Raw genomic sequence first — 24128 nt, forward strand, 5'->3', positions numbered from 1 at the left:
GCCCGGGGCTTTTTTTATTTGATTCGTTCCAGCCGGAAATACCCGACGGGTGCTGGCTGAGGAAATACGCCCCGAACGAGCTGAATGGGGCTGGTAGGCTGGTCGGGAGAGGTATAGTCGGGGCCACTGTCGGTGCCGGCATCGTAGAACGTGGCCGGCACCCGCATTTCCTCATACCACTTATCACCTTCCAAAAGGGACCTGCTGTAGAGGCCGGCAAACCAGTCGGGGCTAGGCGCTATCATCGTCACAACGGTGAGGGCCGGATGCGCGAGGCTCAGGCGGATGGTGTCGGAGAGGGAGCCAGGCGAGGCTGTAGCCGTGCGCCCGTCGAGCAGCCGGAAGGCTTTGCCCTGGCTGATGAGCGTATTGATTTCTGTGCGCAGCACCGTGTTGTTGCCCCGCTCGGCCATGTCCTGGATGCCGGGGCTGGCCGGGTACCCATCCTGAAACAGGCGCCGCTCCAGGTCTACGTGGTGCGAAGCGCCCATGAGGGGCGAAAAGTGGGCTCCGGTCGGGTAGCGTCCTGGGTGAGTGGCCTCGCTCCAGGTAGCTTCAAACGTGACGCGGTACAGGGCCGTCGAGTCGGGAGTTGGCCGATACCACTTGCCATCCTCCCCTTCCTTCTTGCAGGCGGCCAGCCCAATGGTAAGAAGGATAAGCCTGCTCCACTGCCTCATGTTCACGTTGTTTGGTCCGGTAAGTTGTAAGAACAACGTAAAAGTATAGGTCTGTAGTCTGTTGAATAGAATTAGGGCAAGAGTGTAGAGCAGGCTTGCTACCCTTCCGAAGTATTATACCTTGTACAGACTATGAAATATCCACTCCATGAGCAGGTAATACAGAGTGACTTGGACGGGGTCATGAAATTTATTGCGCAGAGGGCACCGCTCGACGAACTGGATGAGTTAGGACACTCGCCCTTACACTGGGCCGTATTTGGCGGCTACACCGATATTGTTCGGGCACTATTACAAGCCGGAGCCTGCCCGAATGTAATTTCTACTGATGGTGTCACCCCGAAATGGCATGCTGAGGACTTTGGCCTGGAAGATATCATCGAATTACTAACTGTCTATGGAGGCAAGGTGCAGACAGATAGCAACTTCAACCGGGCTGCATTCTCTGTCTTTTTAGGAGCTATCGGAAAAAACTTACCCGAGGAGGAGGTGTAATTACCTAGTGCAGCTAAGACGCGCTATAGCGTCCTTTTCCTCACTCCCCAAAGAGTAGTCTGCTGACCACCCGAAAATACCCCGACCAGCTAGGCCCGGAAGCGGCCCGTGGAGCGGGGCCGGCCGGTGCTGATTTCCTCCTTGGTTTCGCCCTCGGGCACTTCGCGGGTTTCGATACGCACGGCGTGGGCCTTGGGCTGCACTTTCTGGCCGTAGGCATCGGCAAACTCCTGGGTAAACTCGGCCCCGAAGAAGATGATGAGCGAGGAGTAGTTGACCCACAGCAGCAGCACGATGGCCGAGCCCGCCGCCCCGAAGGCCGAGCCGGGATTCGACTGCGCAATGTAAAAGGCAATCAGATATTTGCCCACTAAAAACAGCAGGGCCGTAATAACGGCGCCCACGCCTACGTCGCGCCACCGGATGATGGCGTCGGGCAGGAAACGGTAGATGAGCGCAAACAGCAGGGAGGTAATAAACAACGACAGCACAAAGTCCACGATGTGAATCACGATGACGGCTACTTCTGGGAACCAGGCCTGCAGCTGGTCGGTGAAGACGCTGAGTAGGGCGCTGATAACGAAGGATATAAGCAGCAGCAGAGCCACGCTCAGGATAAGACCAAAGGACAGAAACCGGTCGTGGATGAACTGCCAGATGCCGTTGCGGGGCTTCACCTTTAGGTTCCAGATGTCGTTGATGCTTTCCTGGAGCGTCACGAAGAAGGTGGTAGCGGCAAAAATTAGGGTGCCGATGCCGATGATGGAGGCCACGCCGGTTTTTTGCTGCTTGGTAAACTCGGCAATGGAATCCTGCAGAAACTTGGCCGAGTCGGCCCCCAGAAAGCCGCGCATCTGCCCGTAGATCTGACCCGTAACGGCCTCGGCCCCATACACGGAACTGGCTACCGTGATGACGATAATGAGCAGGGGCGGCAGCGAGAAAATGGTGTAGTACGACAGGGCCGCCGCGTGGCGGAACGAGTTGTTGACCATGAACTCACTGGCCGTGGTTTTGAGAATGTTGACGATGTCGGCAAAACGGTAGTGCGTGGCCATAAAGCGGAAAGCTGGAAGGATAAGTACCGGGTAGTACGGGACCCGGCGCGCGGCGTTTGGTTGAGCTGGCCAAAACCTGCGCTCCTGCGTACTGTTGCTAGCCGTAGCGGGGCGCCAAAGCTCCGCCGCCGTTCCCGCGCTATGACCTTCTCCCGCCTTCTTCCCAACCTGCTGCCCGGTGCCAGCCTGGCGCTACTACTCAGCGGCCCCAGCGGCTGCGCACCCACCAAAAGCCTGCCCGCCGGCTCGGCGGCGGCCACTGCCGCTGTAGTGGCCTACCCCACCGCTCCGGGCTTCGACGCGGCCGGCTCCGACGCCCGCGCCCTGGCCTGGGCCGATACCGTGATGCAGCAGATGGGCGGCTACCAGGCCTGGCAGCAGACGCGCCTACTCGGCTGGGACTTTCTGGACGGCTCCTATCAGCTCTGGGACAAGCAAACCGGCGACTTTCGCTGGCAGAAGGACACACTGGTGGCCGTCTATAATCTCACCACCAAGCAGGGCCATACCTACAGTAAGGGCCAGGATATTTCCGGCACCGAGAAAGGCAAAAAGCTGCTCGACCGGATGTACCCTATCTGGGTGAACAACTCCTGGTGGCTGCTGATGCCCTTCAAGCTCAAAGACTCGGGCGTAACGCTAACATACAAAGGCCCGGGCCAGCTCATGGATGGCACGCCGGCCGAGGTGCTGAACATGACCTTCAAAAACGTGGGCGTAACGCCCGACAACAAGTACGAGGTCTACATCAGCCCCACAACCAAGCTGGTGGAAGAGTGGGCCTATTTCCCCAAAGCCACTGATGCCCAGCCCGCCTTTCGCCGCCGCTGGACCGAATACCGGCAGTATGGCCCTCTAAAGTTGGCTGCCGACCGCACCGATGGCAAAGACGGCCGCCGCCTCAACCATATTACGGCCCGCACCACGGTGCCCGCCGGCACGATGCAGAACCCGGCCCCCATTGCCCGGCTGGAGTAAGCTTTATTGGGCAAAGTCCCAGCGCAGCGTAGCCAGCGGGGCCTCCCGAATAGCAGTGCTCAGCTCGTCGTCATCCTTGAATTGTAGCTGGCTGAGAAGGCACGCTTCTACACTCACGCTGAACTCGGGAGCGGCAAAGGGCCAGGGCGTCACCCGCACCGGGCCGGCCGGCGTGGGGCGGGTCACTTCGTAGCGCTGCCCATCAGGCCCAGTACTGATTTCGAGGTGACGGCCCATTTCCGGTAGCTCCTCGCGGCACAGAATCAAACTGAGCCGGTCGCACCACTGCATCAGGGCGTAGGCCTGTTGGGCTTCGGGTTTCGTGACTTTCAGGGCCCGGCGCCACTGCTGCTGGCTGGCTTTCTGCTCGTCCAGAAACGTGTCGATGTACTGCTGTTGGCCGCGCAGGCTTTCGTACAGAAAGCTCAGGTGCATGCTGGTGAGCAGGCTGCGCCACTGGCCCTGGAAGCGGGCGGCCCGCAACACGCCGGTGGCCTGCTCCAGCGAAAATTCCTTCATCGTGAAGTTGGCCGGGGCTCCGGCGGGCGTTAGGCCATAGTGACCGTCCCAGCGCTCCTGCTCGTCGTCGTGCTGGGCAATGGCGGCCAGCAGGCCCACCCACCGGTCGGCCGGGCCGAAGGACGGCCACTGCCAGGCCAGCTGGGCGGCCAGCAGCGCGTGGGCCTGCTGATAAATGATTTGCCAGCCCTCGGGCGTCAGGTTTACAATCATATGAAATAGCAGCTGCGGAAAAAGCAAAGCTGCTTCTCTTACGCCCGAAACCCCGCTTGGTTAGCCCGCTGGCAAGGCCGGATACCTGCCTCGGCCGGCCGAAAATTTTACCTTGCGCAACTTTAACGCCCAGCTGTAGGCTTACACCAATAACCAGGCGGTGCCCGGAGTGCGTATTAGCGTAGCCAGTAGTACTTTTTCCTCTTTCTATGAATCCACACCTGCAGCAAATCCTTGATAACCCGCTCGCCGCCGCGGCTATTGTCGGCAACCTGGTCATCATCGAGAGCCTGCTGTCGGTGGATAACGCGGCGGTGCTGGCCACCATGGTCGGCGACCTGCCCAAGGAGCAGCGCCAGAAGGCCCTGCGCTACGGCATCATTGGGGCCTACGTGTTTCGGGGGCTCTGCATCCTGTTTGCTTCTTACCTCATCGAGTTCTGGTTTCTCAAGCCCCTGGGCGGGTTATACCTAGTGTATCTGGCCTACAGCCAGTTCAAGCCCAAGCGCTCTTCCTCCGATGACGACGGCGACGAAATTGACAAGGAAAAAAGCTGGCTCTATAAGCGTACGTTGGGTTTATTCGGCAAGTTCTGGGCCACCGTAGCTCTCATCGAGCTCATGGATCTGGCCTTTAGCATCGACAACGTGTTTGCCGTCGTGGCCTTTACCGACAACCTGATTCTGATCTGCCTGGGCGTCTTTATCGGCATTCTGGCTATGCGCCTGGTGGCCCAGGCCTTCGTGCTACTCATGGCCAAGTACCCGTTTCTGGAAACCGCCGCCTTCCTCGTCATCGGCATTCTGGGCCTCAAGCTGATGCTCTCCCTGTTCGAGCATTACCAGCCTAATCACCCGTTCAGCACCTTCCTGGGCAGCCACGCCGCCGACGTGGGTCTCACGCTCATCACCGTGGGCATGTTTGCCGTGCCCCTGCTCACGTCCTGGCTCTTCAACGTGCCACGCCACGCCAACATTCCCAAAATCCCCAAGCGCAAGCCCGATACGAAGCAGAAGGTGGGGTAGAAACAAAATTGTCTGTCATTCTGAGCCAGCGAAAAACCTTACTCGCCTGAATGATAAACTTCCTTCAACACGAAAAAGCCCTTTACCACTGACGCGGTAAAGGGCTTTTGTACGTTGGCACAACACTTATTACATAGGTGAGGCAAGTCCTTCGCAAGCTCAGGATGACAGACGGGAAATTTACACCGACAGCGCTACTTGCTGCTTGAGGTGCACCAGCATGTCGTCGGTCATTTTGTCGAGGTCGAAGTCGGGCTGCCAGTTCCAGTCCTGGCGGGCGCGGCTGTCGTCGATGCTGGCGGGCCAGGAGTCGGCAATCTGCTGGCGGGAGTCGGGCTGGTAGGTCACCTGGAAATCGGGCAGGTGGCGCTGAATGCTGGCCGTAATTTCCTTGGGCGAGAAGCTCATGGCGCCCAAGTTGTAGCTGCTCCGAATGTCAATCTGCTCGGCCGGGGCGTGCATCAAATCCAGGGTGGCCTTCAGCGCGTCGGGCATGTACATCATCGGCAGGTAGGTGTCTTCGGAGAGGAAGCACTCGTAGTGCTGGCCGGCCACGGCTTTGTGGTAGATGTCCACGGCGTAGTCGGTGGTGCCGCCGCCGGGCAGGCTCTTGTAGCCGATCAGGCCGGGGTAGCGCAGGCTGCGCACATCCAGGCCGTGTTTGCGGAAGTACCACTCGCACCACTGCTCCCCGGCCAGCTTGCTGATGCCGTACACCGTGTTGGGGTTCATGATGGTAAGCTGGGGCGTGTTGTCGCGGGGCGTGTCGGGCCCGAATACGGCAATGGATGAGGGCCAATACACTTTCTGCACGCCCAAATCCACGGAGGCGTCGAGCACGTGAAACAGGCCATCCATGTTCAGCTGCCAGCCGAACTTGGGGTTCTTCTCGGCCGTGGCCGACAGTAGCGCCGCCAGGTGATACACCTGCTTGGGCTTGTACTGGCGCATCACTTCCTCCAGGCGGTTTTTATCCAGCACATCCAGTAGCTCAAACGGGCCGGCCTGCGCGGTTTCCGCGTCTTTGGGGGCGCGCACGTCGGCGGCTACCACGTTGGAAGCCCCGTAGCGCTGGCGCAGCTCGTGGGTAAGTTCGAGGCCAAGCTGGCCGCCGGCACCGATAACGAGGATGGTGTCGCTGGGAGTTGATTGCATGAGCAGGGGTAAGGGGAAGTGTGGGTGGGGTAGGAGCCGCAAAGATACCGCCCGGCGCGGTTTATCGGTGCCGGTGGCAAACACTGCCTTGGTACGTAATCGGGCCGCGCGGCGGCTGAACTGGGTGCAGTAGCGGGTTTTGGCTATTTTTAATTTCCGGACTGCGCCCGAACCCGTCCTGCGGCTTGTATTTTCGGCTGTCCTCCTTCGCGCTGCTCCGCCTGGCCGTCCTAGTTGGGCGAACTGACTATCACCAAGTATCCTCTATGCCCCGAGTTCTGCTCCTTCTGCTGCTCCTGTGCGCCGCGCTGGCCACCCCCGCTCGGGCCCAGATCAAAGCGTCCGTGGTATACCGCAACCTCGTGATGGAAGGTGGCGGCATCCGGGGCATTGCCTACGGCGGGGCCCTGGCGGAGCTGGAAAAGCAGGGCGTGCTGGCTGGTATCCGGCGCGTGGGCGGCACCTCGGCCGGCGCTATTCAGGCCGCGCTACTGGCCGTAGGCTACTCACCAGCCGAAATTATTGCTGTCGTCAATGAGATGCCGGTGCAGCGCCTCAACGACGGCCGCCTGATGTTCTTCGGCGGCAGCACCCGCCTGCTCAAGCAGTACGGCTGGTACCGCGGCGACCAGTTTACCTCATTTATGAGCGAGTTGGTAGCCCGCAAAACCGGCTCCCCCGACCTCACTCTGGCCCAGCTTCACGACTTAGCCTCTCAAGGCAAAGCGCGCGACCTGTATACTACCGGCACCAACCTCACGCGCCAGTGCGTGCAGGTATTCAGTTACGAAACCCACCCCGAGATGCGCGTAGCCGATGCCGTGCGCATCTCGATGAGCATCCCACTCTACTTCCGAGCCGTGCTGCTCGATGCCCAGGGCTACGTAGTGCGGCAGCCCGCCAAAGACCAGGCGGTGGAAGTACTGGTGGATGGGGGCCTGCTGGCCAACTACCCAGTAGATTTGTTCGACAAGCCCCAATATCTGCCCGCCAGTACGGCGGCCAGCCCGGCGGCCGTAAATCCTGAAACGCTGGGCCTGCGCCTCGACCGGGCCGAGCAGATTGCCTACGACACGCTGGCCAACGGCCGTCAGCAGCTCGCGCCCTACACCATCAACAGCTTCGGCAGCTACGTGGGCGCGCTCTACAACGTGGCCCTGGAAAACCTGAACCCCGCCCGTCCCGCCGACTGGCCCCGCACCGTCAGCATCAGCACCGCCGGCTTCAACCCCAAAATCAAGCGTATATCAGCCGCCCAAAAGCAGCAACTCATGGACAGCGGCCGGCTGGGCGTGCAGCAATTCCTGAGCCGGCAGTTGTAACAGCACCCCAATCCCTTCCCACAGGAGAGGGGGCTTTAGTTCTAACTAAATCCAGAGCCCCTCTCCCGGAGGATTCCGCGTATCAAGCGGGGAAGGGTGGGGTGGGGTTCGTACCTTTGCCATATCCCACTCACTAAGTCACTAAATCACTAAGTCACCTCACCATGTACACCACCCTTCAGCCCGATCTGCAGCAGCAGCTCCAGGAAATCAAAGACAACGGCCTCTTCAAGAAGGAGCGGGTGATTACCTCCGCCCAGGGTGCCGAAATCACGACGGATGAAGCGGGCGAGGTGCTCAACTTCTGCGCCAACAACTACCTGGGCCTTTCCTCGCACCCCGAGGTCATCAAGGCTGCCAAGGAGGCCATCGATACCCACGGCTACGGCATGTCGTCGGTGCGCTTTATCTGCGGCACTCAGGATATTCACAAGGAGCTGGAAGCCAAGCTGGCCGAGTTTCTGGGCACTGAGGACACCATTCTCTACGCCGCCGCCTTCGACGCCAACGGCGGCGTGTTCGAGCCTTTGTTCAACGAGCAGGACGCTATTATCAGCGACGCCCTGAACCACGCCAGCATCATCGACGGCGTGCGTCTGTGCAAGGCCCAGCGCTACCGCTATGCCCACAACGACATGGCCGACCTCGAAGCCCAGCTCCAGGACGCCGTAGCCAAGGGCACCCGCCACCGTATTATCGTGACGGACGGCTCGTTCTCGATGGATGGCACCATCGCCCAGCTCGATAAAATCTGCGACCTAGCCGACAAGTATGAGGCGCTGGTCATGATTGACGAGTGCCACAGTATGGGCTTTTTGGGCAAAACTGGCCGGGGCACCCACGAATACCGCAACGTGCTGGGCCGCGTCGATATCATCACCGGCACGCTGGGCAAAGCCCTCGGCGGGGCCATGGGCGGCTTCACCTCGGGCCGCAAAGAAATTATCGAGATGCTGCGCCAGCGTAGCCGGCCATATCTGTTCAGCAATACCCTCGCGCCGGCCATCGTGGGCGCCAGCATCCGGGTATTGGAGCTGCTCACCGAAAGCACCCAGCTGCGCGACCAGCTCGAAGAGAACACCAAGTACTTCCGCGAGAAGATGACTGCCGCCGGCTTCGACATCAAGCCCGGCGAGCATCCCATCGTGCCCGTTATGCTCTACGACGCGCGCCTGGCCCAGGAATTTGCCGCCAAAATGCTCGACAAGGGCATCTACGTAGTAGGTTTCTATTTCCCGGTAGTGCCCAAGGGCCAGGCCCGCATCCGGGTGCAGCTCTCGGCCGCCCACACCCGCGCCCACCTTGATAAGGCCATCCAGGCGTTTATCGAAGTAGGCCAGGAGCTGGGCACGCTCAAGGACCGCAGTGCCGCCCAGCCCGAAGCCGGGCAAGTGGTGACGAACACGCCGTAACTGCTACAGCGGCCTTACATGATCTGTAAGCCGTTGCAAAGCAGAAATAAACGTCTGTAAAAGATCCAGCTCATAAGGCCCGTCAGCCTCAAACAAGCAAAAACGCCTCCACTTCGCAGTGGAGGCGTTTTTGTTGAGGGCCGGCAAATAAGCCCACCTCTTAACTAGCTCGGAAGCCGGTAGCCTGCCGGATACTGCGCTCTTGGCCAGTGGCGGGGTCGGGGTAGGTATGGTCGCTGACCTCAACCGATAGTTTTTTGCCAATGAGCTGCTTGGTGTCGAGGTCTTTGTCGCCTTCGGGCTTGATGCCCACAGCCGAGTAAAGCGAAAGGATGATGGGCTTGCCCGCCGCCGAGTTGTAGAAGCGCTGGGTCACAAAGCCATCCTCACTTTCCATGCGGGCGGCAAAAAAGGGCACGTTCTGGTGCTCACTGGTGCCTTCCTCAATGTCGGTTATCTCGACCGTGTGACGGCCGTCGGGCAAAAAGCCTTTCTCCTGGTTATCAACTTGAATCTTCATGGCCTGCTTATTTTTTTAGCACGTAATGCTAATAATAACGGCAAAGCAGGCCCCGGGGTTTTTCCTGGCTGGATTATTTTTGCCTTACGCCGCTACTTCGGCCGCCGCCGAGGCCGAGGCGCTGGCGGGCCGGGGGGCGGCGTCGAAGAGAAACTCGTTGAGGCGGGCGCGCAGGTCGGAGGAGGAGAGGTTGCGGAATACCTCCCCCCCGCGCACCAACGAAATCTGTCCGGTTTCTTCGCTCACTACCAGCACTACCGAGTCGGTTACTTCCGTCAGGCCGATGGCGGCGCGGTGGCGCAGGCCCATAGATGCGGGCACGTCGGGGTTCTCACTCACGGGCAGGATGCAGCGGGCGGCCTTGATGCGGTTGTTGCTGATAATCACGGCCCCGTCGTGCAGGGGCGAGGTCTTGTTGAAAATCGACATGAGCAGGCGCTTGCTCACGGCCGCGTCGATCAGGTCGCCGGAGTCGCCGTAGAATTTCAGGTCCGACACCATCTGGAAGGCAATCAGGGCCCCAGTGTTTTTGCCGGCCAGGCTCTTGGCCGCTTCCACGAAGGGCGTGATGCTCATACGCTCGGAAGGCGCTTCGCGCCGCCACGGAAACACCCGCATCCTATCGAAAGCCGTGGCCTTACCGATGGTGAGCAAAAAGCGCCGGATTTCCTGCTGAAACAGAATAATGCTGGCCAGCACGCCCACGCTCATAAACTGCCCCAGGATGCTGGTCAGCAGCTCCATACCAGCGGCCTTCACCACCAGATAGAGCAGATAGATGGACATCAGGCCCAGAAAAATCTTCAGCGCCACGCTTCCCGTCAGCAGCTTGTAGAGCTGATAGAACAGCACCGTAACCAGCAGCACGTCCACGACGTCTATCCAGCCAATGCGCAGGAAGCCGATGCTGAAGGAGCCTATCACGGGGAAAAGGGACTGAAAGTGTTGGACACGAGCCGGATGGTTTGCATTGCCTCCGGTACATCGTGTACGCGCAGCAGAGTCGCGCCGTTGAGCAGCGCAATGGTATTCAGGGCTACCGTGCCGCTAAGGGCAGCGTCGGGCGTGAGGCCCAGAGGCTTGTATACCATAGCTTTGCGCGACAACCCGGCCAGGATGGGCAAGCCCAGAAGTTGCAGTTCTCGCAGACGGCTCAGCAGCTCGTGGTTCTGAGTGGCCGTCTTGGCAAAGCCAAAGCCGGGGTCCAGAATGATATCCGTAACGCCGGCGGCACGCAGCTGCGCTACTTTGTCGCGGAAGTAGCGCACCAGCTCCAGCACGAGGCCGTCGGGGTAGTGGGTAAGCTGCTTCATGGTTTGGGGGGTGCCGCGCATGTGCATCAGCACGTAGGGCACCTGCAGCTGGCCGGCAGTGGCAAACATGGCCGCGTCCAGCTCGCCGCCGCTGATGTCGTTGATGATACTGGCCCCGGCGGCTACGGCCGCGCAGGCCACGCCGCTGCGGAAAGTGTCGATGGACAAAAAGGCCTCGGGAAACGCGCGGTGCAGGGCCTCCACAGCGGGCAGTACGCGCTGTTTTTCCTCGTCTTCACTGATATGCTCGGCCCCGGGACGGGAAGAGTAGCCGCCCACGTCGAGGATGCTGGCGCCGGCCGTCAGCATGGCTTCGGCGCGGTGCAGCAGGTCGGTATTATCGGCTACGCGGCTGCCGGCGAAGAACGAATCGGGGGTCAGGTTCAGGATGCCCATGACCTGCGGCGAGGCCAGATTCAGGACGCGGCCACCCGGGCAACGCAGCGTTTGCCTCGGAGAAAAACACGTATCTTTCGCGGCCTGGGCAGACATGAGCGGAGAGGCTAAAAACCGGGATTCTTAAAAGTAGGCTGAAAATTTTGAGTAACCAAACCCAGCACGAGTACGACCAGGTCATCGGGCAATGCCGCACCTTGTTCCTGGCCAAGACCCACGACTACGGCACCGCGTGGCGCATTATGCGCCTGCCCTCGGTCACCGACCAGATCTACATCAAGGCCCAGCGCATCCGTTCCATTCAGGAAAAGGGCGTGCAGCTGGTGGCCGACGGTGTGGACGAGGAGTTCGTGGCCATCATCAACTATTGCATCATTGCTTTGATGCAGCTGCGCCTGCCCGCCGACGCCCCCCTGGACCTGGTGCCGGCCGATGTAGAAGCTGCTTACGACGAGGAAGTGGCCGAAAACCGCCGGCTGCTGTTTGCCAAGAACCACGACTACGGCGAGGCCTGGCGGCAGATGCGGGTAGAAAGCATCACCGATATCATCCTGATGAAGCTGCACCGTACCAAGCAGATTGAAGACCTGGCCGGGCACACGCGCGTGTCGGAAGGCGTGGATGCCAACTACCGGGATATGCTCAACTATGCCGTATTTGCCTTGATAAAGCGTGGCGCGGTATCGGCCGCGTCCGAACCTGATTCAGAATAAGGAGTTTAAAGCCCTATGAGACTTATTACCCGAATCTGCTGGCTGCTGCTGGGCGCGTTGTTTATCTTTTCCGGGCTGGTGAAGCTCAACGACCCCATCGGCACGGCCTACAAGCTGGAAGAGTACTTTGAGGTTTTTGCCGCGTCGGTGCCCAGCCTGGCCGGCTTCTTTCTGTGGTTTAAGGACAGTGCCCGCCTGCTGTCGTTGCTGCTCAGCTCCCTGGAAGTAATTCTGGGCGTGGCTTTGCTGCTGCGCTGGCACCTGCGCAAAACCCTATGGGTGCTGCTGGTGCTGCTGGTGTTCTTCACCTTCCTCACGTTCTACTCGGCGGCCTTCAACAAGGTAACTGACTGCGGCTGCTTCGGCGACTTTATCAAGCTCACGCCCTGGACCTCGTTCAGCAAGGACGTATTTCTGCTGGTACTCTGGGCGGTGGTGTTCTTCAATCAGCGCTACCTGCGCCGGGTGTTTGCCCGCGGTATGCTGGGCATTATGTATATCACGCTGGCTTCGGCCGTGGCCATTGGCATCGGGGTGCGGGCGTTGGGCCACCTGCCTTACTTCGATTTCCTGCCCTACAAGGTCGGCAATGACATCGGTAAGCTCATGAAGTCTTCGGAGCCATTGCGCTACAAGTACATTATGGAGCGCGGCGGCGCAACCCAGGAGTTCACCGAATACCCCACTGACACCACCTGGAAATACAAGCAGATGGTGGCCCTGAACCCCGAAGCCGGCCCTAAAATCACCGACTTCAAAGTTTGGAACGATCAGGGCGACTACACCCAGGAGCTGCTGAAAGGCAACCGGCTGGTGCTCATCATCCAGAACACCGACCATGCCGACCGGGACCGGTTCGAAATGATTAACGCCCTGATGCAGTCGGCCGACTCGTCGCAGAAGAAGATTACGCCCATCGTCATCACCAGCAGCAGCCCGGCCGAATTTGACGCCTTCCGCCACGAGGTAAACCTGTCGGGTCCGTTCTACTACGCCGATGCCACGGTGCTCAAATCCATGATTCGCTCAAACCCGGGCTTTATGCTGCTCAAGGACGGCGTGGTAAAAGGCAAGTTCCACTACCACGACATTCCCAGCCGCGCCAAGCTGGAGGAACTGCTGTAGGCTTAGTTGTCAGTTGCTAGTTGTCAGTTGTTAGTTCGTTCGTGCTGACATCTGTTCCTAACAACTGACAACTAACAACAATCAACTAACACCCAAGCCCATGCTTTCTTTTGTGCTGCGCCGGCTGGCGCAAGGGGTGCTGGTACTGGCCGGCGTAGCCCTCACCGTGTTCTTCCTGTTTACAGTGCTGCCCGGTGACCCGGTGGCGCTGCTGGCCGGCCAACGCTCGGATGTGGCTACCCGCGCCGCCATTGCCGCCGACCTGGGCCTCGACCAGCCCGTGCCGGTGCAGCTGGTGGGCTACCTCAACGACGTGTCGCCGCTGGGCCTGCACCCGCGCGACTCGGCTGGCGTGGCCCGCTACGGCGGCGTAGCGCTGCTGCCGCTGGGGGGCAAGGCGCTGGTGCTGAAAGTGCCCTACCTGCGCCGCTCGTTTCAAAGCAATAAAGACGTGCTGAGCATTCTGCTCGACCATTTTACCGGCACGCTGTGGCTGGCCCTGGCGGCCATGCTGCTGGCGGCGGTGCTGGGTATCGGCTTCGGCATTGTGGCGGCCCTCAAGCCCCATTCCTGGCTCGACCGGGCCCTGATTACGACTTCGGTGCTGGGTATTTCGGTGCCGTCGTTCGTGGCCGGCATCCTCATTGCCATGACGTTCGGCTTCTACTGGAGCCACTGGACCGGCCTGAACCTGACCGGGCAGCTCTACGAAACCGACCCCTTTACGGGCCGCCACTTGGTGCTGCGCAACCTGCTGCTGCCGGCTTTCGCGCTGGGTATCCGGCCGCTGGCCGTTATTACCCAACTCACCCGCAGCTCCATGCTCGACGTGCTCAGCCAGGACTACATCCGCACTGCCCGGGCCAAGGGCCTGTCGGAATACAACGTAGTAATGGGCCATGCGCTAAAAAACGCGCTGAACCCGGTTATTACGGCCGTATCGGGTTGGCTGGCCTCACTCATGGCGGGGGCTTTCTTCATCGAGTACATCTTCAACTGGAAAGGCCTGGGCACCGTAACGCTGCGGGCCGTCGAAAACCTGGATTTTCCGGTTGTTATGGGCGCCACTATCTTCATTGCCTTCCTCTTCGTGGTCGTCAATATCGTGGTCGATGTGCTCTACGCCGTGCTGGACCCACGGGTAAAGCTGGGGTAATGGTTTTGCAAGGGAGAAATAAGGTGGAATGTGAGAAAAAATGTGTCCTTGCGAGGCGAAGCCGAAGCAATCCGTCCTCTACGCAGGGCTGAGTGCCCTTTTACTTGAAAGCCCTTTCCCGACTAGCAACGAGAAAAAGAGCGTATCGCAGAAGGACGGGCCGCACATTGTAGAGGATCAATTGCTTGGCGCTGTTCGCAAGGACAGAATCTCTTTAGCACCTTACTCATATCCCACTCCATTGCCCACACTAAAAAAGATGCGCCTTTATCTGATTGGCATGCCGGGAGCGGGCAAAACGACGCTGGGCCGTGCGCTGGCGGTGGCATACGGCCTGCCCTTCCGCGACTTGGACGAGGAAATCGTGCGGCGGGAGGGACGCAACATTGCCGATATTTTCGCGGCCGAAGGAGAAGCGTATTTTCGGGAGCGGGAAGCCGCCGTGCTGCGCGAAGTGGTGCGGGAACTACCCGGCGTGGTGTTGGCTACCGGCGGCGGCACGCCCTGCTTCCACCAGAACCTGGAGGTACTGCTCGAAACCGGCTACACGCTCTACCTCGAAATGCCCGTGAGCGAGCTGGTACGCCGGCTGGAGCGCGGGGCCGCCAGCCGGCCGCTGCTGGCCCAGGCCGCCGACCCCGGCGTACTGGAAGCCCGTTTGTACGAAACCTTAGCGGCCCGGCAACAGTTTTATAGCCGCGCGCCGCTGCGCTGCATCGGAACGGCCTGCTCCGTAGGCGCGGTGCAACGGCTGCTGAGCCGCTACCAGGCTAGTGGCTAAGTTGAGCATTTCTGCGTATTCGGCGCAGTGTTTGTGCGGCCTTGCGTACTTTTGCCTTTTATTACCAGCTGTTCATGCATATGAATTCCGCTTCCTCTCCCTCCACACTTGATACGGCCCCTTCGCCGGTAAAAACACCTGACCAGATTAAGCCCAAGCACAAAGGGTCGGCGCAGCTGTTCAAGAACCCCGTGCTGGAGCGCCTCACGCACACGCACATTGCCCTGCCGGTATCCATTTTCCTGATTACGGCAGCCGGGAGCCTGTACTACGGCCTCACCCACGGCTTTATCAACGGCATATCGGCCTTCGGACTGTTTCTGCTAGGCTGGTTTATGTTCACATTCGTGGAGTATGCCATGCACCGCTACCTCTACCACATTCCGGCTACTACGCCCAAGCGGGCCAAGTTTCAGTATACCATGCACGGTGTGCACCACGAGTACCCCAAGGACAAGACCCGTTTGGCCATGCCGCCCATCGTGACGGTATTCGTGGCCTCGCTGCTGTTTTTTATCTTCAAGCTTATCTTCGGCAGCTACGTTTTCGGCATTCTGGCGGGCTTCACCTTTGGCTATGCGCTCTACCTGTTCGTGCACTACGCCATTCATGCCTACTCACCGCCCAAGAACTTCCTCAAAGTATGGTGGACGCACCACGCCCAGCACCACTATCGGCAGGACGAAATTGCCTTCGGAGTTTCCTCCACGCTCTGGGACCATATCATCGGTACCATGCCGAGCAAAAAGCCCAGTGAGTAATTGCCGCCATCTCTTCACAAAGCCTGATCCAACCTTGGGTCAGGCTTTTTTGTAGCTATTGAGTAGGTGCCGCGCCGCGCACGAGGCAGTAAAAAGGCGCTTCCGTCATGACGGAAGCGCCTTTTTCGGTTGAAAGACAGCCGCGGTTAGCCGCGCATCTTACGAATCAGGAAGCCAATGAGTACTACTACCAGGAACACGCCGATAAGGGCCGTCCAGGCGCCGGCTTTGAATATATCACCGGCCAGCTCGCAGCTGCTGAGCGAAAAGGTGAGCAGAATCAGGCACAGAGGCAGCAACAGACGATAGTTTTTCATGGCGAGGCGAGGAGAAGTGGGAGACGAAGGCCCGTGTAAGGCCTGATGTTGTTAAATACTCACCCACCTCTGAAAAGGTTGAGCCGGCCATACCTCGGGGCTGCGCTAATGGGTATTTACTATTGCCCGGCGCAGCGTAAAGTATACTCAGTGTAAAAACAAAGGCGACCTGCGCAGGTCGCCTTTGTGGTGGAAATGGAATGGTGAGTTCCGCGTTATTTCACGAAGCGGCGCAGGATCTGCTGCTGGTCTTTGGTCACTACCGACAGCGTGTAGCTGCCCGCCGGCAGCCGGGTCACGTCGATGCTGCCGTTTTCCAGCCGGCCGCTTTGCACAGTCCGGCCGCTGATATCGAGCAGGCGGTAGCTGCTGCCGGCCAGCTCCGCTGCTGAGCGGATGTGCAGCCGGTTGGCCACCGGGTTGGGGTACAGCTCCAGAGCTTCCGAGCTGCTCAGGGCCGAAGTAGCCGGCGCGGTGTTGGTGCGGGCTGCCGTGCCCACTTTGCTGATGCGCACCCAGTTGAGGTTCCAGCCACCAGTTTGGGCGTAGATGCCGAAGTTGTAGGTACCCGCGTTGATGGTCACGGTGCGCGACACGGTAGTCCAGGTTTGCCAGCCGCCGGTGGCCGGAATGGCCGTGTTGCCCAACTGGGTGGTGCCGGCATTCAAATCCGACGAAATAGTGCCGCCGCTGCCCCCGCTGGCGACGCGGTATTCGATGAGGTAGGAGCCCGAGGTCGGGAAGTTGATGCCGTTCCAGACGAGGTAGTCGCCGGCATCCACGTAGCCTATGTTCTGACCGCCGCCCGCGTCGGTAGTGGCTTCCGCCGTCATGCCGTTGTTCACGTTGGCCGCCTCGGCTTCCAACTGCCGGCTAAAGCTGCTGCTGGCCACCCGTACCCGTAGGGAAGTGGCTTTGTCGTTCCAGTTGCCAGTGCCCAGGGCGTTGCCCACCAGGCAGCTGTTGCCGGCGCTACCCACCGTGAGGCTGGCCCCGCCGAAGTTGTCGTTTTCGTAGAGCACTACCTCGTAGCCGCTGTTTACTCGCAACGACGACACGTCATCATTCAGAATGCCTCGGCTCTGCATTGCTGCTAAGTTGTAGTCGCCGGCGGGCAGGGCCACGGCGGTACCAGTGTAGTTGCAGTCTTTATACACGGTGGCTACGCCGGTGGCGGGCGGCGGGGTGCTGCCCGCGTAGCCGCCAAAGGTGGCAATGACCTTGGTGGGCTGGGCCGCGTGCAGCGTCGCCGACTGGTCCGCCACGTCGTCGTAGGCAAAGCCGTAGCTGAGCTGGTCGACGCTGATACCGGGCAAGTGCCAGAAGCGGGCGTAGTAGTTGGCCGGCGCGGCCTGGTAGAATTTGCTCACGTCGTACCAGTTTTGCTGGCCGGGGTTAGTCGTGGTGGTGTTTACGACGTGGCGGTTGATGGCGGCCGTCAGCTGGGCCTGCACCACTAGGTCACAGTCGCCGTCGCCCACGCGGTTGTCGAGCACGCCCTTGCCCTCGAAGGCTTCCTGGGTGGTGGGCTTGCGTACTACCACGCCCGTGCGGCCCGCATAGGCCCCCGACTGGCCCACCACCGTGAGCCGGCCGCCAGCAATGCGGCCCTTGAAGACGCCCGCGTTACCGCCGTAGAAAATCAGGTCTTCGTTGGTGTACTTGTTCCAGATGGCGTCGATATAAGAGCCCAGGTAGTTGGCCTGCGGGCCGGGCGTGGTGCCATTGGTGCCGTCGTAAAACGCCGCCGACTTCGACGGAAAGGTGATTTCACCAGTGGTGTTGTTTACTATGCTCTGAAACTCGGCCGGCACGTTGGCTTTGTAGGCAGCTACGATGTCGGCGTGGTTTTTTAGCTCGCCGGTGCGCTTCTGGTAGCCAGCGCCAAACAGCTCCAGACCCATTGGGTACTTATAGGAATCGACGCGGGTGGTGTTGCCGAAGAAACCGTACTGGTTGTTGGTCAGCTCCACCATTTCGTACAGAATGCCCCGGTTGGGGTCGTTGGGGTTCTGGGCATTGGGCGCCGCGTAGCCCGACGGCGCACCCGAGGCCCCGAAAAAGTAGAAGTACAGTTGCTGGCCTTTGGCAATGAATACCCGGCAGCCGGCAATGTAGGGCAGCGTGAAGGTCTTGTTTGGAATGCTGCTCAAGCGAGTAAAGCAGGCGGCGTACTTGGAGTTCTGGCCCGGGCCGGTGTTGCCGTTATATGTCGGCCCCGTCACGGTATTGTACGACGCACTCATGGGCAGCACCTGGCTATTGGCGGCATTGATCCAGACGTGGTTGCCGGCCGGGTCGATGCCCACAATGGCTACGTACAGCTCCGAATCGGCGAAAGGGGAGGTGTTGGCAATGGTAAATGGAATGCTGCCCTGGGCCCGGCCGACCAGGGGCAGCAGCAAAAGGCACAGGCCGGTGAGCAGGCGGAGCAACCGGAAAAGAGTAGGGGTTTTCATAGTAGTGGAGTTATGTGGGAATTGGGTTGGTAAGGGCGCGGGAAGCCGCACTTCCAGGGTTCGGGAAGTAGCAGGAACGGAGTGGTAGTCAGGAAATAGGTGGCCGACAGGAGCGGCCGGCAGGTGTTTTTCGAGGGGCGGAGCCTGGCTGACCGGCTGCCGGGAGAGGGCCGGGGCCGGTGGTGTATTTTAAATATAATAGGCCTTTATGACGAAATGCAAGCCCGTTAAACAGGCGTTTTCTGTCGTTGCCGCCACTCCAAACGCTTACTTCGCACCTGGCAGATTGCTACCACACACGCAACGGCTGGACGACCGGCGAAAAATGAATCGTTAGCAATGTTTCACTAAAAATACCGATTCATTTAAAAGACAATAAAAAATATTGCCAATAGACCTGCGTTTTTATGAAAAATACCAAATTTTGATTTAGCAGCCAGTAGGCTGCCGCCACAAGAAGCCCGGAGGCACCAGTTGGGAGCTACCGCAGGCGCACGACTGTATTATTCGGGGAAAGATTCTAGATTGTCGGGCCTCAGTTCCAGCGCAACACCATTCGCCATGACTTATCCGCCACCCGGCTCCGGCCTAGAAGCGCCCCTGGCCGCCGAGCCGGAAACAGTGCCGCAAACCACACCCGATTATGTTTTCGACCGAATTGCGCTCAGCTTGTCCGGCGGCGGGTTTCGGGCGGCGGCCTACGGCCTCGGCACGCTCAACTGCCTGTACCTGCTGGGCTTGCTAGATAATGTGCAGATGCTGTCTACGGCCTCGGGTGGCACTCTTACGGGCGCGTTTTATGCTCTGCGGCGCAAGCGGGGCGAGGCCTTCGGGCCGATTTACGAGGCGTGCTACAACTGGCTGGCGCAGGATGCTATTCTGCCCGACGCCATGCGGGCCTGGCAGCAGGCCATTGCCACCGGCAAAGCCGACTTCAAGCTCATCCGGGCCTTTGCCGACGTGTACGACGGCAGCCTGTACGGCCAAGCCCGTTTCGGTGCGTTCTGGCAGCGGGAGGAGCCGGGCCAGCCACCCTTTCACCTGCAGAGCATCATTTTTGGCGCTACCGAACTGTATTCCGGCCTCACGTTCCGCTTTCAGTACGCTGCCTATATGCCCAGGAAGGGCTATGGCAAACGGTACTTCATACGTAGCTACTACATCGGCAATGGCAACGTGTACTTGAGTGCGGCCGATGCCCGCCGGCTGCGGCTAGCCGATATCGTGGCGGCTTCCTCGTGCTTTCCCGTCGGCTTCGAGCCCCTCATCCTGCCCGACGACTTTTTCCCGGGAGCTGATCCGCTGCCCAAGGTCCGGGGCCGCAACCGGCAGGGCGTGCCCCAGCAGCTGGCCCTTATTGATGGCGGCGTATACGACAACCAGGGTATGGAAAGCCTGCTGGTGGCCAACCGGCGCAACCGGGACTACCGCCGCTCCCCCGATTCGGCGACGCACAAGCTTACCGATGCGCAAAAAGCCCTGCTATTGCCTTCCACGCTACTACTGCTGGCCGATGTAGACGAGGCCCCGGTGAATATGTACACGGCCCCGCCAGTGCCCGCTCCTCCCGACAAGTCACCGTCGCTGCAGGTACTGGACCGGTACTCGCGCTGGGCCCTGGCGGTGCTAGGAGTAGTGCTGGCCGGGGCGCTTCTGTTGGAGGCTAACGGCCGGGGCGGGTTCGTAGCCGGGCTCGTATTTGGAGTAGCCGGGGTAGGTCTGGGAGTGGTGTTGGCCGTGCGACGCCTCGGGTACTGGCTGCTGAAAAAGTTCAGGGTGAAGGCTCCGGATATATTTCGGGAGGCCATGCCGCCGCTGCGCCACCTCTCGCTGCGCCAGTGGGCCTACCTGCTGCGCGTGCGGCTGCAAACGGCCTACGTGCTGCTCTACTCGGTATTTATGCGCCGGATACGTAGTCAGAACTACGGCCTGCTGTACCGCTCCGACGAAAACGACGACGGATTTTCGCCCGCCATGCTGCCCAGCATTATTGGTGGCCTGATGGTAGACTACCGGCGGCCCCACACCCCCGACCCTGGCCGGCCCTCGGTGCGCGATGAGCTGGAAACCGTGTACGAGACCATTCAGAATGCCAGCCAGATGGCTACTACCCTGTGGTGGCAAAAGGAAAAGCACCGGCTGCCCGCCATTGTGGCCAGTGCCACCATCACGCTGTGCTACCGATTGTTGCGCCGTTTCGAAGACAAGCCGCCGGCCGGCCCGCGGGGGCGGGAGGTGCAGCGCCGGGCCCGGCTGCTCTGGCAGGCCTGCGTCATCACCAAGGGGCAGGTAGTATTGACGCCGGACTTGCTGAGCCGGCTACGGGAGCCCGACTGCACCGCCGAAAAGCTGCTGCGGCCCTGAACTACTGCCACTCAAAAAGCAGCCGGGCTCAGCAGGTAGTACAGCCCGCCCGCCAGCCCACTGATGCCAATCCAGAGGATCATGTTCACCTTTAGCCGGTAGAGTGCCACCAGCGAAAGTAGCACCCACACCACGCTGGGCCAATGTAGCGCCTGCGGGTGCAGCCGGCCCCCGGCAAAGAGCACCGCCTGCCCCAAATACACCGCCAGATTCAGCACCACGCCTACTACGGCGGCCGTAATGATACTTAGCACGGCTTGCAGCTGCCGGTTGTGCTGGGTGTGCTCGATGAGGGGCGCCCCAACCAGGATGAAGACGAAGCAGGGTAGAAACGTATAGTAAGTCGTCGTCAGCAAGCCCAGCGTGCCCAGGGCCAGTGAGCCGCCAAAGTGCGTATAGCCACCCATGAAACCCACAAAGGCCAGCACCATAATAAGCGGGCCGGGCGTGGTTTCGCCCAGGGCAAGGCCGTCGAGCATCTGGCCCTGCGTGAGCCACTGCAGCTTTTCGACGCTCACCTGCGCCACGTAGGGCAGCACGGCATAGGCCCCGCCAAAGGTAACCAGGGCGGCCTGCGTGAAAAAGACGGTGAGAGTACGCCAGAACCCAAAGTCAGGAGTGGTGAGGGCCAGTACCGCCAGCGGCAGCACCCAGAGGCCCAGTGCGGCGCCCAGTTGCCGCAGCAGCCGCGGCCAGGAAAAGCCGGTGCCCAGCACTACGGAGTGAGTTGTCAGGAAATAGCCTTCTTCGGCCTGCAGGGCCCGGGCCTGAGTGGTGGCGGTGGCGGCCGGGGCCGGAAAAAACCGTTGAGCCAGCAGTGCCACCACGGCCGCCCCAATAATGAGCAGCGGAAACGGCACGTTGAACCAGAAGATACCAACAAAGCTGGCTGCCGCCACTGCGTAGTGCAAGGGGCTCAGCAGTGACTTTTGGCCAATCTTTACCATAGCCAGCAGAATAATGGCTACCACGGCCGGCTTCAGCCCCAGAAACACGCCCTGCAAAGCTGGTAGCGTGCCGACCGTGACGTAGAGCAGGCTCAGCACCAGTAGAATAAGCACTGATGGCAGCACAAACAGAATACCCGCCGCCAGTCCGCCCCGCGTGCCGTGCAGCAACCACCCAATGTAGGTGGCCAGCTGCTGGGCTTCCGGGCCCGGCAGCAGCATGCAATAGTTGAGTGCGTGCAGAAACTTGGCGTCGGAAATCCAGCGCTTTTCTTCTACCAGCACGGTGTGCATAATGGCAATCTGCCCGGCGGGGCCACCAAAGCTGATAAAGCCCAGCTTCAGCCAGAAACGCAGCGCCTCGGCAAAAGTGGGCTTGGTCATGGGGGTAAGGGTTTGATGCATACGTAACAGCGCAGATGGCCGCGGTGGCCGTTTATTACTGCAATGCTACCAGTGCCGGCCCCGAGAAGATAGAACGAAATTTTCCCCTTAGTAGAATCTTTACTGCCGGCGGCGGTTTTTGCGGTAAGCGGCCGGGCTTTGGCCAGTATGCTGCCTGAAAATGCGGGTGAAGTGGCTCTGGTCGGAAAAACCCGTCAGGTACGCAATTTCGGCCAGCGGATAGCTGGTCGTATCCAGTAGCTGCAGCGCTTTGTCGATGCGCAGCTTGCGGATATACTCCCCGAAGGAGAGGTTATCGAAATAGCGGGCAAATTCGCGGGACAGGTACGTGGGGTTGACTTGCAGCGTATCGGCCGCATCGGTTAGCCGCAGGCTCAGATTGGTATCCAGGTGGTCCTGAATCAGCTCGCGCAGCTGGCCTGCCCAGGCCGGGGGCAGACTGCTCTGGTGTTTTCCGCGCTCCAGATAGGCCCTGTATACTCGCGCCAGCAGCTGCTCCTCGGGTTGCTGGGTGTGGGGCTGCCCCTGCAAGTGTTGGGCCCAGCTATAAAGCGCGTCGTAGAGTACGAAGCCCTGTTGCAGTAACTGCTGGTCGTCGTGGATGTTGTGGGCCAGTCCGGCCGATATGGCCCAGAGTCCGGCCGCCTGCTGGGCCAGCGCATGGTTATCGGTATCCGCACCGCGCACGATGGGCGCCAATGCGTGTAGGGCGGGGGCAGTCAGGCGGTACTTCTTCAGAAAGTAATCGAAGGTGCAGTCGGTGCCGTAGTGGGTAAATTCTACCCCCGGCACATCGAAAGGAATGGCGCCGGTGGCCGCAGCGGTGGGCAGCACCTCTTCGGCCGGCACGTACAGGATGTGCGCCGCCGGGTCGATGAAACGCCGAATCAGCCAGGGGCAGGCTAGGTGGTCAATCTTGGGCCGTTCTCGCGTAATCCACTGCATAGCTGCACGATGATGGTAAGCTCGGTTCGAAGAGAGTAAACAGCATTTTTGCTCCGACTTTCTCTAATCCAGCAGGTTTTGAATTCCGCTACGGACGTTCCAGTCTCGCTCGGTCCCAGTGGGCGGCGTGGGCGGCGGCTTCGTAAGTGGTTTGCAAAAATGCTAAAACGGCCTGCCGGGGGCTGGCCGCAGTGCGGGCTGCCTCATAGGGCAAAAAGAATTCACCCATTTCGGCGCTGAAAAAGGCTTCGGCCGGCTGAACAGCGGCTTGCGCCAACTCCGGAATTCCTGGGTAAGCATAGCTGTAGAAGGCCGCTTCCTGCCCATTGCCCCCGGGCCACCAGCCAGCGGCAATCTGCTCGGCCGAATACGATTCGCGCGTCACCCAGTCGGCCAGGTGGGGCATGCCGCCGGGGTGGGGTGGGGCGGGCCGCCCCGAAAAGCGGGTGACGGCCAGGTCGAAGGAGCCCCAGAAAAAATGTACCGGGCTACACTTGCCCGTAAAGCGCCCCCGAAACTCGTTCAGCAGCAAATCGGCCTGCAGCAGCACGTCCCAGAACTGGCTCACGGCTGCTGCGTCGTAGGCGTGGTGGTGCTGGTTTTCGGCGAAAGGCGTCACGTCTTCTACTTCCACCGGCACACCCCATATTCTGACGGTAATGCCCGCCTCGCGCAGCAGGGCCCGGTAATGCTGGTAAAAATCAGCCACGGAGCGGGGCCGTAACTCCATTTCCAGGCTGCGGCCGGCGCTGGTGTGCACCCGCAGCTTGTGCTGGCGAAAATCGAATACTACCTCACAAGAACCCGCCGAATAAGGCATCGGGCCGGTAGAAAGCCCGCGGGGCGTAACATACAGCGGTACCTGCCACCAGTGGTTGAGCATAGGGCTGAGCGCCAGTCGGGTTTTGCCCACGATTTGCGTCCACATATGCAGGGTCTGGCGGGTGTCGGTCCAGGAGTCGGCGGGCAGCGCCGGCCACGCGGCCGCAGAATCAGTTGAGTGTTTCATAGAGGTGAGGCTATAGCCGTGCTGGCTTGCGGCTGGCTGCGGGAAGTCACCAAATATATA

The 24128-nt window shown here is 60.2% G+C and carries 23 protein-coding genes; 11 read left to right on the top strand and 12 right to left on the bottom strand.

The window, feature by feature from the left end:
- Positions 1 to 14: 14 nt before the first annotated feature.
- Positions 15 to 680 (bottom strand): spondin domain-containing protein, encoded by a 666-nt coding sequence (locus LGH74_RS01565; protein WP_226170851.1) that lies wholly within the window; start codon positions 678 to 680, stop codon positions 15 to 17.
- 132 nt (positions 681 to 812) lie between these two features.
- Between LGH74_RS01565 and LGH74_RS01570 the strand changes: the two genes are divergently transcribed.
- Positions 813 to 1175 carry an ankyrin repeat domain-containing protein gene (locus LGH74_RS01570; protein ID WP_226170853.1) on the top strand — a complete coding sequence of 121 codons (363 nt, stop codon included), beginning with the start codon at positions 813 to 815 and terminating at the stop codon, positions 1173 to 1175.
- Positions 1176 to 1264: 89 nt separating this feature from the next.
- On the opposite strand, the gene LGH74_RS01575 is transcribed toward LGH74_RS01570, so the two are convergent.
- A complete protein-coding gene (locus tag LGH74_RS01575) occupies positions 1265 to 2233 on the bottom strand; it encodes a YihY/virulence factor BrkB family protein (RefSeq protein WP_226170857.1) in 969 nt (322 codons plus the stop codon).
- Between the two features lie 141 nt (positions 2234 to 2374).
- On the opposite strand from LGH74_RS01575, the gene LGH74_RS01580 reads away from it, so the two are divergent.
- Positions 2375 to 3211, top strand: coding sequence for a hypothetical protein (locus LGH74_RS01580; protein ID WP_226170860.1), 837 nt, complete (start codon positions 2375 to 2377; stop codon positions 3209 to 3211).
- A gap of 3 nt (positions 3212 to 3214) precedes the next feature.
- On the opposite strand, the gene LGH74_RS01585 is transcribed toward LGH74_RS01580, so the two are convergent.
- Positions 3215 to 3943, bottom strand: a complete 729-nt coding sequence (locus LGH74_RS01585; protein WP_226170863.1) for a DUF3891 family protein — start codon at positions 3941 to 3943, stop codon at positions 3215 to 3217.
- Positions 3944 to 4152: 209 nt separating this feature from the next.
- On the opposite strand from LGH74_RS01585, the gene LGH74_RS01590 reads away from it, so the two are divergent.
- On the top strand, positions 4153 to 4968 hold the full coding sequence (locus LGH74_RS01590; RefSeq protein WP_226170866.1) for a TerC family protein: 816 nt from the start codon (positions 4153 to 4155) through the stop codon (positions 4966 to 4968).
- Between the two features lie 180 nt (positions 4969 to 5148).
- Here LGH74_RS01590 and LGH74_RS01595 read toward each other — a convergent pair whose 3' ends face one another.
- Positions 5149 to 6123, bottom strand: a complete 975-nt coding sequence (locus tag LGH74_RS01595; protein ID WP_226170869.1) for an NAD-dependent epimerase/dehydratase family protein — start codon at positions 6121 to 6123, stop codon at positions 5149 to 5151.
- 266 nt (positions 6124 to 6389) lie between these two features.
- Here LGH74_RS01595 and LGH74_RS01600 point away from each other — a divergent pair, with 266 nt between their 5' ends.
- Positions 6390 to 7445, top strand: a complete 1056-nt coding sequence (locus tag LGH74_RS01600; protein WP_226170871.1) for a patatin-like phospholipase family protein — start codon at positions 6390 to 6392, stop codon at positions 7443 to 7445.
- A 164-nt stretch (positions 7446 to 7609) separates the two neighbouring features.
- A complete protein-coding gene (kbl, locus tag LGH74_RS01605; RefSeq protein ID WP_226170873.1) occupies positions 7610 to 8857 on the top strand; it encodes a glycine C-acetyltransferase in 1248 nt (415 codons plus the stop codon).
- Positions 8858 to 9017: 160 nt separating this feature from the next.
- On the opposite strand, the gene LGH74_RS01610 is transcribed toward kbl, so the two are convergent.
- From LGH74_RS01610 to folP, 3 genes are all read right to left on the bottom strand, one after another.
- On the bottom strand, positions 9018 to 9377 hold the full coding sequence (locus LGH74_RS01610) for a hypothetical protein (RefSeq protein WP_226170875.1): 360 nt from the start codon (positions 9375 to 9377) through the stop codon (positions 9018 to 9020).
- 84 nt (positions 9378 to 9461) lie between these two features.
- Entirely contained in the window at positions 9462 to 10301 is an 840-nt protein-coding gene (gene cdaA, locus LGH74_RS01615) for a diadenylate cyclase CdaA (protein WP_226170877.1), read from the bottom strand.
- Complete coding sequence (folP, locus tag LGH74_RS01620) at positions 10298 to 11086, bottom strand: dihydropteroate synthase (protein WP_262904521.1); 789 nt, start codon at positions 11084 to 11086, stop codon at positions 10298 to 10300. Before folP ends, cdaA begins: the two co-directional genes overlap by 4 nt.
- Before the next feature lie 143 nt (positions 11087 to 11229).
- Between folP and LGH74_RS01625 the strand changes: the two genes are divergently transcribed.
- The 5 genes from LGH74_RS01625 (at position 11230) to LGH74_RS01645 (ending at position 15622) form a co-directional block, all read left to right on the top strand.
- Positions 11230 to 11799 (top strand): DUF1599 domain-containing protein, encoded by a 570-nt coding sequence (locus LGH74_RS01625; protein WP_226170881.1) that lies wholly within the window; start codon positions 11230 to 11232, stop codon positions 11797 to 11799.
- Between the two features lie 15 nt (positions 11800 to 11814).
- Positions 11815 to 12924, top strand: coding sequence for a BT_3928 family protein (locus tag LGH74_RS01630; RefSeq protein ID WP_226170883.1), 1110 nt, complete (start codon positions 11815 to 11817; stop codon positions 12922 to 12924).
- Between the two features lie 100 nt (positions 12925 to 13024).
- Positions 13025 to 14080, top strand: a complete 1056-nt coding sequence (locus LGH74_RS01635) for an ABC transporter permease (RefSeq protein WP_226170885.1) — start codon at positions 13025 to 13027, stop codon at positions 14078 to 14080.
- 259 nt (positions 14081 to 14339) lie between these two features.
- Complete coding sequence (locus LGH74_RS01640) at positions 14340 to 14861, top strand: shikimate kinase (RefSeq protein ID WP_226170888.1); 522 nt, start codon at positions 14340 to 14342, stop codon at positions 14859 to 14861.
- 80 nt (positions 14862 to 14941) lie between these two features.
- Complete coding sequence (locus tag LGH74_RS01645; protein WP_226170890.1) at positions 14942 to 15622, top strand: sterol desaturase family protein; 681 nt, start codon at positions 14942 to 14944, stop codon at positions 15620 to 15622.
- 146 nt (positions 15623 to 15768) lie between these two features.
- On the opposite strand, the gene LGH74_RS01650 is transcribed toward LGH74_RS01645, so the two are convergent.
- Positions 15769 to 15939, bottom strand: a complete 171-nt coding sequence (locus LGH74_RS01650) for a hypothetical protein (RefSeq protein ID WP_226170893.1) — start codon at positions 15937 to 15939, stop codon at positions 15769 to 15771.
- A gap of 215 nt (positions 15940 to 16154) precedes the next feature.
- On the bottom strand, positions 16155 to 18398 hold the full coding sequence (locus tag LGH74_RS01655) for a beta-1,3-glucanase family protein (protein WP_226170896.1): 2244 nt from the start codon (positions 18396 to 18398) through the stop codon (positions 16155 to 16157).
- Between the two features lie 561 nt (positions 18399 to 18959).
- Between LGH74_RS01655 and LGH74_RS01660 the strand changes: the two genes are divergently transcribed.
- Complete coding sequence (locus LGH74_RS01660) at positions 18960 to 20762, top strand: patatin-like phospholipase family protein (protein WP_226170898.1); 1803 nt, start codon at positions 18960 to 18962, stop codon at positions 20760 to 20762.
- Positions 20763 to 20773: 11 nt separating this feature from the next.
- Here LGH74_RS01660 and chrA read toward each other — a convergent pair whose 3' ends face one another.
- From chrA to LGH74_RS01675, 3 genes are all read right to left on the bottom strand, one after another.
- Positions 20774 to 22093 carry a chromate efflux transporter gene (gene chrA, locus LGH74_RS01665; RefSeq protein ID WP_226170900.1) on the bottom strand — a complete coding sequence of 440 codons (1320 nt, stop codon included), beginning with the start codon at positions 22091 to 22093 and terminating at the stop codon, positions 20774 to 20776.
- Between the two features lie 120 nt (positions 22094 to 22213).
- Positions 22214 to 23059, bottom strand: coding sequence for a chromate resistance protein ChrB domain-containing protein (locus LGH74_RS01670; protein ID WP_226170912.1), 846 nt, complete (start codon positions 23057 to 23059; stop codon positions 22214 to 22216).
- 88 nt (positions 23060 to 23147) lie between these two features.
- The gene (locus LGH74_RS01675) at positions 23148 to 24068 is read right to left on the bottom strand and encodes a DUF5996 family protein (RefSeq protein ID WP_226170915.1); all 921 of its coding nucleotides are present in this window, start codon (positions 24066 to 24068) and stop codon (positions 23148 to 23150) included.
- Positions 24069 to 24128 lie beyond the last annotated feature (60 nt).

This window comes from Hymenobacter lucidus, from assembly GCF_020447265.1.
GTDB lineage: Bacteria > Bacteroidota > Bacteroidia > Cytophagales > Hymenobacteraceae > Hymenobacter > Hymenobacter lucidus.